This window comes from Paenibacillus sp. FSL H8-0122 (assembly GCF_038005345.1).
GTDB lineage: Bacteria > Bacillota > Bacilli > Paenibacillales > Paenibacillaceae > Paenibacillus_AQ.
Window position 1 is genome coordinate 1,835,219 of sequence record NZ_JBBOTB010000001.1, and the last position, 12,975, is coordinate 1,848,193.

The 12,975-nt window shown below is 54.9% G+C and carries 12 protein-coding genes and 1 riboswitch; of the genes, 10 read left to right on the forward strand and 2 right to left on the reverse strand.

The window, feature by feature from the left end; genetic code table 11:
• Nucleotides 1–78 precede the first annotated feature (78 nt).
• From NSS64_RS07865 to NSS64_RS07890, 6 genes are all read left to right on the forward strand, one after another.
• Nucleotides 79–438 (forward strand): (2Fe-2S) ferredoxin domain-containing protein, encoded by a 360-nt coding sequence (locus tag NSS64_RS07865; RefSeq protein ID WP_036727434.1) that lies wholly within the window; start codon nt 79–81, stop codon nt 436–438.
• A 192-nt stretch (nt 439–630) separates the two neighbouring features.
• On the forward strand, nt 631–879 hold the full coding sequence (locus tag NSS64_RS07870) for a GNAT family N-acetyltransferase (RefSeq protein WP_341139778.1): 249 nt from the start codon (nt 631–633) through the stop codon (nt 877–879).
• Nucleotides 880–921: 42 nt separating this feature from the next.
• Nucleotides 922–1,653: an SDR family NAD(P)-dependent oxidoreductase gene (locus tag NSS64_RS07875; protein WP_341139779.1), complete on the forward strand. Its 732-nt coding sequence runs from the start codon at nt 922–924 to the stop codon at nt 1,651–1,653.
• Between the two features lie 101 nt (nt 1,654–1,754).
• Nucleotides 1,755–2,912, forward strand: a complete 1,158-nt coding sequence (locus NSS64_RS07880; RefSeq protein WP_036727430.1) for an AI-2E family transporter — start codon at nt 1,755–1,757, stop codon at nt 2,910–2,912.
• A 20-nt stretch (nt 2,913–2,932) separates the two neighbouring features.
• Nucleotides 2,933–4,414, forward strand: a complete 1,482-nt coding sequence (locus NSS64_RS07885) for a carboxylesterase/lipase family protein (RefSeq protein ID WP_341139780.1) — start codon at nt 2,933–2,935, stop codon at nt 4,412–4,414.
• A 55-nt stretch (nt 4,415–4,469) separates the two neighbouring features.
• A complete protein-coding gene (locus NSS64_RS07890) occupies nt 4,470–5,030 on the forward strand; it encodes a hypothetical protein (protein WP_341139781.1) in 561 nt (186 codons plus the stop codon).
• On the opposite strand, the gene NSS64_RS07895 is transcribed toward NSS64_RS07890, so the two are convergent.
• Complete coding sequence (locus tag NSS64_RS07895; protein ID WP_341139782.1) at nt 4,916–6,094, reverse strand: substrate-binding domain-containing protein; 1,179 nt, start codon at nt 6,092–6,094, stop codon at nt 4,916–4,918. The two genes, NSS64_RS07890 and NSS64_RS07895, sit on opposite strands and share 115 nt — an antisense overlap.
• Nucleotides 6,095–6,325: 231 nt before the next feature.
• A riboswitch (FMN riboswitch) is annotated at nt 6,326–6,473 on the forward strand.
• A 127-nt stretch (nt 6,474–6,600) separates the two neighbouring features.
• On the opposite strand from NSS64_RS07895, the gene NSS64_RS07900 reads away from it, so the two are divergent.
• Complete coding sequence (locus tag NSS64_RS07900) at nt 6,601–7,563, forward strand: DMT family transporter (RefSeq protein ID WP_340993520.1); 963 nt, start codon at nt 6,601–6,603, stop codon at nt 7,561–7,563.
• Nucleotides 7,564–7,706: 143 nt separating this feature from the next.
• Here NSS64_RS07900 and NSS64_RS07905 read toward each other — a convergent pair whose 3' ends face one another.
• Nucleotides 7,707–8,864: a hypothetical protein gene (locus NSS64_RS07905; protein ID WP_341139783.1), complete on the reverse strand. Its 1,158-nt coding sequence runs from the start codon at nt 8,862–8,864 to the stop codon at nt 7,707–7,709.
• Between the two features lie 187 nt (nt 8,865–9,051).
• Here NSS64_RS07905 and NSS64_RS07910 point away from each other — a divergent pair, with 187 nt between their 5' ends.
• The 3 genes from NSS64_RS07910 (at nt 9,052) to NSS64_RS07920 (ending at nt 12,783) form a co-directional block, all read left to right on the forward strand.
• Complete coding sequence (locus NSS64_RS07910; RefSeq protein ID WP_340939590.1) at nt 9,052–9,717, forward strand: stage V sporulation protein AA; 666 nt, start codon at nt 9,052–9,054, stop codon at nt 9,715–9,717.
• A complete protein-coding gene (locus tag NSS64_RS07915; protein WP_339249408.1) occupies nt 9,714–10,139 on the forward strand; it encodes a stage V sporulation protein AB in 426 nt (141 codons plus the stop codon). The genes NSS64_RS07910 and NSS64_RS07915 overlap by 4 nt, the downstream gene beginning before the upstream one ends.
• Before the next feature lie 913 nt (nt 10,140–11,052).
• Nucleotides 11,053–12,783: a spore germination protein gene (locus NSS64_RS07920; protein ID WP_445667834.1), complete on the forward strand. Its 1,731-nt coding sequence runs from the start codon at nt 11,053–11,055 to the stop codon at nt 12,781–12,783.
• The last annotated feature ends 192 nt before the right edge of the window (nt 12,784–12,975 follow it).

Below are 12,975 nucleotides of genomic sequence, written 5' to 3' on the forward strand. Positions count from 1 at the left end.
CGATCCTCGAATCGGAAGGTAAAGTTTAGGGTCAGAGACAAGCAGGGTATAGTTGTATTAGAGGGGGCGAAGAAGGCCATGACAACCTGGAATCTGCAAGGAACGGTCAGCCATTTGCTGATCTGTAACGGAAGTGACTGCAAGAAGCATAAGGGTGAAGAGGTAGCGGAAGCGATTGAGGATGAGATTACGAAGCAAGGGGCAGATGCGCTGATACATACAACAGTAACCCGCTGCAACGGAAGATGCTCGGATGCCTGTGTCGTGATCTCTTACCCGGAAGGCGTATGGTACAGGGATGTCACCCCTAAATCTGCCAAAAGCCTGGTGCGCAAGGTGCTGAAGGGAGAACAGCTCGAAGAGAATCTGCTCTATACGTATGAAGAAGGCTTCAAGGCCGCTACTCCCAAGGGTGCCAAAGGTAAGAAGAAGAAATGATAATATAGTGATCAGTGCAGCCCGCCGCTGGAATTCTCCGGCTAAGGGCTGTTTATTTTTTCCAAAGAGGGCTTTACAATAGATAGAAAAGTCTAAGAGGGGGAAACGGGATGTTTGTAAGCTTCGGGCCGGGGGATGATGTGCTGCACAGCAGGCTGTTCATAACATAATCTCATCGACCGGGAACAGCCGGTGTCCATGGTTAATCTGGCACATCAGTCTGCCAGGCAAGCGCGGATTAATGAAGTGTTCACTCCGCGTGAGTTCCGCAAGCACGGGTATGCGAGTGCGGCTGTAGCTGCCCTATGTGCTGAGCTGCTCAGCACACAGGGCGTGACGCCCATGCTCTACGCCGATGCGGCGAATCCCGATTCCAATAAGGTCTATCAGTCGGTGGGCTTCAAGCGGACCGGAAGCATTGTTGATTTGCGCTTTCAGTAAGGTTGTAATTATTAAGTCTATTACAAGGAGGAATGTCAAAGGATGCTGCAAGGAATGAAAATAATAGTGACCGGTGCTGCTTCAGGTATTGGTAAGGCCATTGTCAGACATAGTCTGGAGGCGGGAGCTGAGGTCATTGGTTGTGACCTGGATGGTCCCCGTCTGGAGGAGTTGAAGCACGAAGCCGCTTCGGATAAGCTCTACACCTACCGGCTGGATGTCGCCGATTACAGCGGGGTGGAGCACTTCTTCTCAGCCCTTCAGCAAGAGCATGCCGATGTGAGCGGGCTGGTCAACAATGCAGGGATCTATCTGGGCCGCAGCCTGCTGGAGTATACACCGGAGGAGATCAACCGGGTGATGGATATCAATATCAAAGGGTATGTCTACTTCTCCCAGGCCTTCGGACGCATGCTGCTGGAGCAGAAGCAAAAGGGCGTCATCGTCAACATGTCATCAGTCTCCGGCCAGGAAGGCAGCTCCGATGCAGTATACGGTCTAACGAAGGCTGCTATTCTTGGCTTGACCAAGAGCTGCGCAATGAATTTTGCCCCTTTGATCCGCGTGAATGCAGTGGCTCCGACCATGGCGGACACCCCGATGATGGGACATATCCCCGCCTGGAGGCAGCAGGAATACCGGGAACACCAGTTAAATCCTGAACCGCTGCTGGCGGAGGATGTGGCCGATACGGTGATTTTTATGCTGAGCAGCAGAGCCAGAGCCTATACAGGAGCCACCTTTGATATTAACAATGGCTGCTATTTGCGTTGATTGTCCCTGATTTGACTTGCAGCCACAGGGTTACTATGCTTATACATAGTGCAAATAATCACACTTAACAGGTAAGAGTTGCAGCTAGGGGGCGGCAGGATATGGATAGACGGCAGGTATGGCCGGATAAATTCAAAAAGTTTTTTCTGAACAACAAGTTTGTGGTGGGTCTGCTGATTGCGCTGCTGGTGGGCTTAACGATACTCGTATTCTCAAAGATTCCGTTTGTGTTCAAGCCGCTGTCTGTGCTTCTGCATACGGTGGCAGCGCCGCTGCTGCTCTCCGGGATCGCCTATTATCTGTTGAATCCGCTGGTGGACCGTCTGGAGAAGAGAAGCCGGGTGAAGCGGGCGTATGGCATTGTCATTCTGTATCTGATCATCATGGGGATCATTACCCTGGTTCTGCTTATGGTCATCCCGATCATCCGCACCCAGCTTATGGGCCTGATTGACAACTTCCCCGTCTACAGTGAGCAGATCCAGGAGGAATTCCTCCAGCTTACCGGCAGTGAACTGTTCAATAAGATTCAGTCGAGCGTAGGCACGGACCTTAGTGATATCACCAGCAAGGTGACGACCTGGGCCACAACCTTCCTGAATAATGCCGTCAGCGGCGTAGGCAGCTTCGTTGGAACCCTGACCGAAATTGTTCTGGCTGTAGTGACTACACCCTTCATTCTCTTCTATCTCCTGCGCGATGGCAAAAGATTGCCCGACTATCTCATGAGACTCATCCCTACCGCACTGCGGCCGCAGTCCCGGATGGTGATGCAGGAAATGAACAATCAGATCGCATCGTATATCCGCGGCCAGATTATTGTCAGCTGTTGCATCGGAGCATTGCTCTATATCGGGTACCTGATTATCGGGCTGGAGTATTCGCTGGTTCTGGCGATCGTTGCCGCTTGTACGGCTGTAGTTCCTTATTTGGGGCCGGCCATTGCGATTACCCCTGCGCTGATCGTGGCGATGGTTACCTCACCGTTCATGCTGCTGAAGATGGTCATTGTCTGGACCGCAGTTCAACTGATCGAAGGGAAGTTCATCTCGCCGCAGATTATGGGGAAATCGCTTAGGATTCACCCGATTACGATTATTTTTGTGATTATTTTTGCCGGAAAAATGTTCGGTGTACTCGGTATCATACTGGCGGTTCCGGGCTATGCCGTGCTTAAAGTGGTAATGACCCATATCTTCCAGTGGTTCCGCTTCCGCTCCGGGCTCTACAGAGTCATTGAAGAAAAGACTGAGGAATAAAGCGAAAAGGAATGAGTGCAATGTCAGGACAACTGGTGAATACAGCTTATGGGCAACTGAAGGGAGAAGCGGGAAACGGCGTGAACGTGTGGCGCGGCATCCCGTTCGCTGCTCCGCCGCTCGGAGAGCTGCGCTTCCGGGCACCGCAGCCGCCGGAGTCCTGGAGTGGCGTACGGGAGGCCATCAAGTTCGGACCGGTCAGCCTGCAGCCGGTCAGCACCAGCGGGACGCGGTTCGGTGGGACCACCCCGGTCTACGATGAAGATTGTCTATATCTGAATGTCTGGTCCCCGGCGGCAGCGGAGGAGACCGGGGCGCTGCCGGTGATGGTGTGGATTCACGGCGGCACCTTCGTTACCGGCGCAGGCAGCCAGCCGATGTTCGAGGGCAGCAATATGGCCGTCTCCGGGAATGTCGTGGTGGTTACCGTGAATTACCGGCTGGGTCCGCTCGGGTTCCTGCATCTCTCTCCGCTGGGCGGAGGGCTGGGCAGCAACCTGGGCCTCCTGGATCAGATTGCTGCCCTGGAGTGGGTGCAGCAGAATATCGCTGCATTCGGCGGTGATCCGGCGCGGGTCACGGTCTTTGGTGAATCGGCAGGAAGCATGAGCATTGCCGCGCTGCTGGCGATGCCTGCGGCGAAGGGACTGTTCGCCCGGGCCATTATGGAGAGCGGGGCGGCGCAGACGCTGAATGGGGAGCAGGGCGGGCAGATTGCCGCCGCATTGCTAGCCGAGCTGGGCCTTCAGCCCGGCAGCGGTACACAGCTGTTGCATAAGCTCCCGGCCGGAGAGATTATGGAAGCCGCAGGCCGGATGGCGTACAAGCTGTCCGGAGACTCGATGAATATGTTCTTCCAGCCGGTCGTTGAGCCGGGAACCCTGCCGGTTGAGCCGGTACAGGCCATTGCGGCTGGAGCCGCCAGCGGCATTCCCGTGCTGATCGGAACGAATCTGCACGAAGGCAATCTGTTCTTCCGCGAGGGGCAGAAGGCCGATAATTTCGAGCAATCGCTCAAAGCGCTGGAGCAGCTGATGGGAGTGGACGACCTCTCCGAGCTGACCTCGGATTACAGCCATACCTGGGAAGGACAGGCGGAGGTGCTGACCGACCTGTTCTTCTGGGCAAGCTCGATTTCGTTCGCGGAGAAGCAGCAGGGACATGCCCCCGTCTGGATGTACCGCTTCGACTGGACGGTGCCCGGGCATCCGCTGCTGGAGAAGGCCATTCACGGAGCGGAGATTCTATATGTTTTCAACAATCTCCCGCTGCTGAAGCAGTATGGCCTGAACGTGACGCCGGACATGGAGGCAGTGGCGGAGGCAATGCAGACCGCCTGGACAGCCTTCGCCCATGGTGGAGATCCGGCAGCGCCGGGACTGGATTGGCCGCAGTACACACCAGAGATGCGGGCAACGATGATATTTGACCAGTCCTCGCGTGTGGTGAACGACCCGGACTGGGAGAAGCGCAGACGGATTTTTGAGTATTATAAGGGATAAGTTTACAGACAGCAGCCCTCGCCGGAGGAAGACCTCCGGGAGGGCTGCTGTCTGTGTGTGCTGGAATGTAAGTGGAAATCCGGACACAATGGGCAGGCGCGGGGCGTGTGGACCAAATGTAATCGAAAAACCGATTACAATGGGCAGGCGCGGGGCGTGTGAGCCAAATGTAATCGAAAAACCGATTACAATGGGCAGGCGCGGGGCGTGTGGACCAAATGTAATCGAAAAACCGATTACAATGGGCAGGCGCGAGGCGTGTGGACCAAATGTAATCGAAAAACCGATTACAATGGGCAGGCGCGGGGCGCGTGGACCAAATGTAATCGAAAAACCTATTACAATGGGCAGGCGCGAGGCGCGTGGACCAAATGTAATCGAAATACCGATTACAATGGGTGAGCGCAGCGGCGTGCGGCCGGATGTATGCGGAAAACCGATTACAATAGGCAAGCGCAGGCACCAGCATCCTTCCCCTGTAAAGGATGCTGGTGCCTCTGCTTATTTAACTGGCGTATACCCGGTCTTCTCCACCAGCTCCTGGCCTTCGGCGGATAGAATCCAGTCCAGGAACGGCTCGATGTTCGGGTTGGTGCTGCCGGCCGTTACGGCGTAGAATTCCACGGTGAGCGGGTATTCGCCGCTGCGGATGGTCTCCTTGGAGGGTGGCACCTGATCGATGGCCAGCAGCTTAATCTCATCGCTGGCATTCATCTGTGAGGCGTAGAACAGGAAGCTGAAGCCGAGCGCGTTATTGAAGTTGCGGTAGCTGGCGGTCAGGCTGATAATCCCGCTCATCACATCCGCGACATTCTCCTTCGGGGGAGCCATTAGCTGGCGGTCCTCCATGATTTTTTGCAGCTTGGTCTGGCTGCCGCTGTTCTCTGCCCGCTGAAAAGCACGGATAGACGCCTTCTTGCCGCCAACCTCCGACCAGTTCGTGACCGTGCCGGAATAGATGTCCTTAATCTGCTCTATCGTTAAGCTGTCCACCGGATTGCGCTTGTTGACGAAGAAGACGAATGCTTCGCGCCCGATCGGGGTGAGCTTCAGTTCACGGCCTGCCAGCTTCGCCTGCTTCGTCTGGGCCAGCGAAGGTGCCGCAGCGAAGATAATATCAGCGTTTCCGGCGATCAACCGCTTGTAAGCCTCGGAAGTGCTGGTGCACAGGACGAGATCATTTCCGGTCAGCTCAATGCTGGAGTTATAGGTATCTTGCGGATACACCGCCTGGACAAAAGCAGAATACAGCGGATACAGCGCGGTTGCACCATCCAGACGGGGCATTTGCTCCGTAAGCTGATAGGACGCCTTATGCTCAAGAGAGGCAGCTTTGGTATTCGCCTCAAAGGGGGCATATTGGTACAAGTCCACTTCAGGCTCCCTCACTTCCGCAAGGCTGTTCACATACGATTGCCTGATCTCATGGCCTGCGGCTGCCAGCACACAGATTCCGGCAAAAGCAGCCAGGAGCATCCGGCGCAGCTTCCTGCTGAACAAGCCGAAGATGCTGAGTATGGAGAATACAGCCAGCCCTGATGCAACGACCAGGACAAGTGGGCCATAGAACAGCATCCCTCTGGTAAAAGAGACAATAAAGTAAGTAAAAAAGCCGCTAATGGCAATGCCGGCCAGAGCAAAGATGGAATACAGCAGATTGGTCGGAAAGCTTCTTTTCATGATGACCTCCAAAAAATCTCTATATTGGGTATGATTAATGCTCATACTATAGTGTATCGCAAGCCGCCGTTTCTGCCAAACGAACCAGAACCTGGATGCGGCACGCAGATTTGGTTGGCAGAATGATTGTTTTGATGATTATTGAATGAAATATAATGATTATTTTCATAAAAAGCTGGACGAAATGAAGAATCAGAGGTATTCTGGGATTGTGAAAATAATAACAGAATACAAGATTCTCGGGGTAAGGTGAAATTCCTGACCGGCGGTGATGTTCGAGAGAACTAAGCCCGCGACTCGTTACTCTATCACAAGAGGAAGCGACTGATCTGGTGACAATCCAGAGCCGACGGTAAAGTCCGGATGGGAGAGGATCATAAGATAAAGGCAGGCGGGTCTATTCCGTATGTCTTTATTGATAACGCCCCCGATGTTTGTCCTGTTTTCTGGACTCACGGGGGTTTTTGGTCTCTATCGAGGGTTTGTATCGACAAGGAGAATGAAAGATGAGTAATGTATCTGCTTCATCCCAAGGCGTGCGTACCGCACCGGTGCGCAGCGGATTCTGGCTGGTGGTTCTGGGGGCGGCCTTATGGGGAGTTGACCCGCTGTTCCGCATTATCCTGCTGAAATCCCTGACTTCGTCCCAGATTGTCCTGCTTGAGCATGTTGTGCTCTTCCTGGTTGCCGCTCCGGTAATGTGGCGCAATCGCGCAGAGCTGAAGGGTGTCCGTCTGCGCCAGGCCGCAGCGCTGCTCGTGGTATCGTGGGGCGGCTCAGCCGTAGCGACCATTCTGTTCACCAAAGCCCTGTCCAGCGGAGACTTCAATGCCGTGCTGCTGCTCCAGAAGCTTCAGCCCTTGTTCGCCATTGGTCTTGCCGCTGTTATTCTAAAAGAACGCCTGCCGCGCAATTTCGCACCGCTGCTTATTGTTGCGCTGGCCGGGACGTACCTGCTGACCTTCGGCTGGACGATTCCCTTCGGCCATGTGAACAGCTTCATGGGCGTAGGAAGCCTGATGGCGCTGGGCGCTGCAGCCCTGTGGGGCGGCTCTACAGTCATGGGCCGTTACCTGCTGGGCTCAATGAAATATGAGACAGTAACCTCACTGCGCTTCATTCTGGCGCTTCCGCTGCTGTTCGTCATTACAAGTATGGAAGGCGCCCCGTGGCAGATGAGCGGCGGAGTAAGCGGTTCGGCGGCAGTTGCCATTAACCTGCTGCTGCAGGCGCTGCTGCCCGGATTGCTCAGCATGCTGCTCTACTACAAGGGACTGAATACGACCAAAGCTTCGGTAGCAACCCTGGCCGAACTCAGCTTCCCGATGACCGGTATTCTGATTAACTGGGTGGTCTATCAGCAGCTTGTAACCCTGCCGCAGATTGTCGGCTTCGCGCTGATCTGGACGGCACTGTTCTTCATCTCCAGTCAGCAGCGGGGTCAGCTGCAGCCGGCCAAACAGAATTAACTTCATAGCGCTGCAGTCTGAGGGGACATACCCCAGGACCCAGCGCATCATAGACAAAGAGGATGTTCCTACACGGCCGCGCCGTCCGGGAACATCCTCTTTGCCTTATAGCAGAAGCAGGGGAAGCCGCCGCTGGAGTGATTTTATTTCACATATGGAGTGACCTTGATGCTCTTGTACCCAAGCTCCTTAAGCTGCGCTGGTGCGATATACAGCCTGCTTGCCGAATTGAAGCTGTTCACAGGGGTGAGGACTGCGTGATTGCTGCCGTTTGTAACTTTGTAGATATAAGCAGCGGAAGGGTCGCCGGTTGCGCTAAGGTTCATGACTTCGATCTTCCAGCCGAGGGCCGCGGCAAGCGGCTTCACCGGTATCCACTCTTGTCCGCCCTTAGTGAATACGGTGGATACATCCACACTTTTTCCGTCCAGATTCAGGTTGTGTTCATAGGCTAAGGTGATCGGCATTTCCGTGACAGGCAGGTCATTCAACAGCATACCCTTAGGGAATGTGACTTCCGGTCTTGAAGATGGAGGAGCAGGGAACAAGGCTTCAAGCTCGCGGGTGTCCTTGACCAGGCGTGACGATCCGTCCTTCAGATTATAGATCCAAGGGAGACGTTTGGGCTCGTTTTTGACATATTGCAGCAGTCCCTTCGTCAAGTTCCAGTTGTTCAAGGTCCCCTTCAGCAGCTCCTGCCGCTTCCCGGTGGACGGATCGTACGTACTGATCACATTCTGCCTGGCAGCCTCATTATATCCGCTCTCAAGCAGCGTATGCTGGTTGATCCACCGGGCATTGTAATACTGCTGAGTAGAATAATAGACGGATACTTTGCCGGTTACGGTATTTCTCAGATACTGATCGTTGAATTTCGCGATATAGCCCTCTGGCTGACGTTCGTAACGGGAACGCTCCAGCACACCCCAGCGGCCGTCAGGGGATAGGGTGTATTCGCTTTTGCGCATAATGGACTGGCTCTGCGTATCGTAGACATAGGCTTGCTCCGGATCATCCATCCCCGTCAATTGCAGGTTCCCGCTGTCACTCTTCCGGAAATGCTGAAAAGCCTCCGGCCATTTACTATAGGTCCCATCCGGCTGCCGGGCAATGACGGCATTGATGAACTGGTTCCCGTCCAATTGACTCACCGAATACAGCTGGACGTTACTGCTCTTGCTGGTATAGGAATCGTATACCTCGATCTTCTCGGCTGCATGTGCTGTGAGCGGCGCAGCGAATGCCATAAGCATCGATGCAGAGAGAACCATCCGTAAGGAGTGGTGCAATGCTTTTCTCATATGACCTTCCATCCCTTCTGTGTAAATAACTGTAACTATAGACGGCTCTGAGGCAGAAAAAGTTTCGGTGGTCCTGCTTACTCACGATGAATTGCGGAGGAGAAGAGTAAAAATAAGCCTTTTTTCCCATACTACCCTTATTCTTGCCGTAGGACCGCATCACACCTGAGCTTAAGGAGGCCCGCAGATGAACACTGATTCTCCGGCTACATCCATATATATCCAGCTTAAGAACCGGGTGACGGTGCCCAAGGGCAAGGGGGTGCTGCTGCGCGATGTCGCTTATCTGATCACTGATCCGCAGTGGCGGGAGCCGCTGTATACACTGCTTGTGCTTCAGCCGAAGGAGAGTGACGGCAATCTGATTCTGATTGATCTGCTGACCGTCATTCCCCGGATTCAGGATGTGTACCCCGATGCGGAGATTCAGCCGATTGGCGAAGGCCGCACCATTGTACAGATTGAAGGTCCGGCTACGGCTGCTAAACCTTCTATAGCCCTGTTCGTTCTGGTCTGGCTGCTGCTGTTCTTCGGCTCGGCGCTGACGATTATGAATTTCCATGCCGATGTCAGCATGCTGGAGGTACAGATCCGGATTGTGGAGATGCTGACGGGACGCAGGGACGAGCATCCTTATCTGTTTCAGATTGCCTATTCGCTGGGCATCGGACTTGGGATGGTGATTTTTTTCAATCATTTGTTCAAAAAGAAATGGAACGAGGAGCCGACTCCCCTTGAGGTGGAAATGTTCCTGTATCAGAAGAATATCGATCAATATGTAATCAACGAGGAGTACCGCAAAATGAAACGCCGCAGTGACGAAGCACCCGGCAGACGGGAGGGGGGCGCATGACCGCACCGCTGTCGCTCGGACTTCATCTGCTGCTCGGGATTGCCGGGGGAATCGCGGTGGGCGGCGGAGTGATTGCATTATTCGTAGTGCTGGACATCATCCCCCGGCTGGCGCAGCTTACCTCCTCCTATGACAAGGTTCACTGGTATGAGGGAGCGATGGTCGGCGGTTCCCTATTGGGAACGGTAAGCGACTTCTGGAACTGGAAAATGGCGGCCGGCCCGCTGATCGAGCTGGGGGTCGGCCTGTTCAACGGCATATTCATCGGCATGCTGGCGGCGGCTCTGACCGAGGTGCTGAATGTTCTGCCGATCCTGGCCAAACGTCTGCATATGACCCATCTGCTGCTTGGTCTCCTGATGGCGATGGTATGCGGCAAGGTGGCAGGGTCATTGTTCGACTGGTTTGTCTATCAACAGTAAAGGGGGCTAGGGAGTGAAGTATATTCACAGCGGTGATCGGGTAGAGACGGATAAAAAGAAAGACCGGTCTGCGCAGCAGAAATCGCCGGAGAAAAAGGCACCGGAGCAGGAAGAGCAACCGGCTGCGTCCCAGAGCGGCAAGGGTCAGGAGCTGGAGGCGTCAGCGGAGCTGGGGGCGGTGACGCGCCCGATTGAGGGCGGGCAGGAGAGCCCATCTGGCTTGGATGCTGCTCCGTCAGATAGTGGCGGGGACGGAAATGAAGTAGCCCAGGCGGCGAATCTTGGAGAAGCTGGTGGCGGTCAGAGTGCGGCATCTGGAGAAGGTGAGGATAGCGGAGGTAAGGACGCTGCAACTGGAGAAGGTGAGGATAGCGGAGGTAAGGACGCTGCATCTGGAGATGGCGGGGCTGTCGGCGGGAAAGATGCTGCGGCTACAGATGATGAGGCCAGTCCAGGGGATGATCCCGCATCCGAGAACGGAGACGATCAGGAATCGTCCGGCGGAGGGATCAAAGGGTTCTTAAGCAGTCTGTTCGGCGACGATGCCGGGCCGGAGGAGCAGGACGGGGACGGCTCCGGCAATATGGATGGACCGATTCAGGAGATGGAAGCTGCAGATGAACTGGGCAAGTCTGGTCAGCCGGAGGAAGCATCTGCGGAATCCGGTATGGGAGACCAGGCAGCAGACGATTCGCAGCAGGGAACACATTTTGCCGGGGATTCTGCCTCCGCCGGTTTTGCAGGCCCGGAATCAGAAGATTCCGAAGGTGCGGGTACACCCGGGCAGACCGGAGCTGCACAGGCAGGGACAGATTATTCAGGAACGGATAATTCAGCTGCGGATTCCGGCGCGGGACAGGGAGCCCATGAAGACGGCAGAGGCCAGTCACAGGATATGGAAGCTTCGGACGAACTGGGCGAACAAAGTGAGGATAAGAGCCATAAAGGCTTTTTTGCCCGATTATTTGGAGATGATGAAGAGCCTGAGGATCAGGAGGACGGTCAGGAAGCTGGTCAGTCCCGGCAGCCGAAGCAGTCCGCCCCTAAGAAGGCCAAAGCCGGTCAGGGAGCGGATTCTGCAAGCAAGCCTGAGGACCCTATGCAGCAAAAAAGGGATAATGAACGCTCCGACTCCCTGGAGCAGTCGATTACCTATTGGCAAGGCAACGACAAGATCCCGCAATCCCTGGCGGATACGAAGAATACACTGACCGAGGTACTTGGGCTGGGCTCCTCCTTCGATATTGTGTTCAGGGAAATGTCCTTCGGCGGGAAAAGCGCTGCGCTGCTCTGCATCAGCGGCTTCGCCAAGGATACGATTATCGATGAAATTCTGAAGCGCCTGACGTATCTGACCCCCGAAAATGTATCGACAGATGTCCTCGCCAGCTTCATGAGTGAATATATTCCCCATGTCCAGGTGGAGAAGGGCGAGCTGTTCAGCGAGAGCATCAACAAAGTGTTAGCTGGCATGAGCGCGATCTTCATTGAAGGGGAATCGCAGGTTATTATCATGGATACCCGTTCGTATCCTTCCCGCAGCCCGGATGAGCCGTCGATTGAGCGGGTGGTCCGCGGATCGCGGGACGGCTTCACAGAGACGCTGCTAAGCAACGTGGCTCTGGTTAGAAGACGTATCCGCGACCCTGGGCTGAAGCTGGAGATGCATCAGATTGGACGGCGGACCCGGACAGATGTCTGCTTAGCTTACATCGATGATATCGTGGATAAGACCCAGGTGCAGGCCGTTACGGATAAGCTGAAAAGCGTCAATCTCGACGGCATTCCCCTGGCGGACAAGCAGCTGGAGGAAGCGATTGTCGGCGGCGGCTGGAACCCTTATCCGCTGGTCCGTTATTCGGAACGGCCGGATATCGTCGCTTCCCATCTGCTGGAGGGCCGGGTGGTTGTGTTTGTCGATACTTCCCCGAGTGTCATGGTGCTGCCGACGACGTTCTTTGATCTGTGCCAGCATGCGGAAGAGAACCGCCAGACGCCTTTTATGGGGACTTATCTCCGCTGGGTCCGCTTCATCGGGATCTTTGCATCGATGTTCCTGCTTCCGCTGTGGATGCTGATGGTTCTCCATCCGGAGCTGAAGCCCGGCATGCTTGATTTCATCGGTCCGCAAAAATCTGCCAATCTCCCGCTCATTGCCCAGTTCCTGATCGTTGAGCTGGGGGTAGACCTGCTGCGGATGGCTGCAGTGCATACACCGACGCCGCTCGGCTCCGCGATGGGGCTGATCGCCGCTATTCTGGTCGGTGATATCGCTGTGCAGACCGGTCTTTTTGTCAATGAAGTGGTGCTCTATATGGCGGTGGCCTCTATCGGGATGTTTGCAACGCCGAGCTACGAGCTGGGGCTGGCCAACCGGATTGTCCGGCTTGCGCTGCTGCTGGCGGTGGCTGCTTACGGCATCCCCGGCTTCATGATCGGGACGACGCTGCTGGTGGTGCTGCTGACCACGCACCGTTCGTATAACTCTCCTTACATGTGGCCGTTTATACCATTTAATGCAAAAGCTATGGCGGAGATCCTCCTGCGCCAGCCGGTGCTCAGCTCCAAAACAAGGCCATCCTTCAACAAAACAAGAGATAACACCCGGATGCCTGAGAATAAGGATGCCCCGCGCAAGTCGTAGGAAAATACAAATCAACTGCAAAAAAGTCCATTCAATGGTGTTCCCTCTGTCTGTTATACTGAATATACTGAACAGCCCCGCAATAAGCCGGATCTGTATTCTGAGCATCTGTTTCAGGAACGCATCGGGGCCCCAAATCATATACTAGACAGGGTGGAACGGATAATTCCACAGAAATTGGAGGACTGCGCA

Bases quoted from the DNA above. Each gene is read 5' to 3' on its own strand.
- NSS64_RS07865 (WP_036727434.1), top strand. From the start codon at position 79: ATGACAACCTGGAATCTGCAAGGAACGGTCAGCCATTTGCTGATCTGT.
- NSS64_RS07875 (WP_341139779.1), top strand. From the start codon at position 922: ATGCTGCAAGGAATGAAAATAATAGTGACCGGTGCTGCTTCAGGTATT.
- NSS64_RS07880 (WP_036727430.1), top strand. From the start codon at position 1,755: ATGGATAGACGGCAGGTATGGCCGGATAAATTCAAAAAGTTTTTTCTG.
- NSS64_RS07885 (WP_341139780.1), top strand. From the start codon at position 2,933: ATGTCAGGACAACTGGTGAATACAGCTTATGGGCAACTGAAGGGAGAA.
- NSS64_RS07895 (WP_341139782.1), bottom strand. From the start codon at position 6,094: ATGAAAAGAAGCTTTCCGACCAATCTGCTGTATTCCATCTTTGCTCTG.
- NSS64_RS07900 (WP_340993520.1), top strand. From the start codon at position 6,601: ATGAGTAATGTATCTGCTTCATCCCAAGGCGTGCGTACCGCACCGGTG.
- NSS64_RS07905 (WP_341139783.1), bottom strand. From the start codon at position 8,864: ATGAGAAAAGCATTGCACCACTCCTTACGGATGGTTCTCTCTGCATCG.
- NSS64_RS07910 (WP_340939590.1), top strand. From the start codon at position 9,052: ATGAACACTGATTCTCCGGCTACATCCATATATATCCAGCTTAAGAAC.
- NSS64_RS07915 (WP_339249408.1), top strand. From the start codon at position 9,714: ATGACCGCACCGCTGTCGCTCGGACTTCATCTGCTGCTCGGGATTGCC.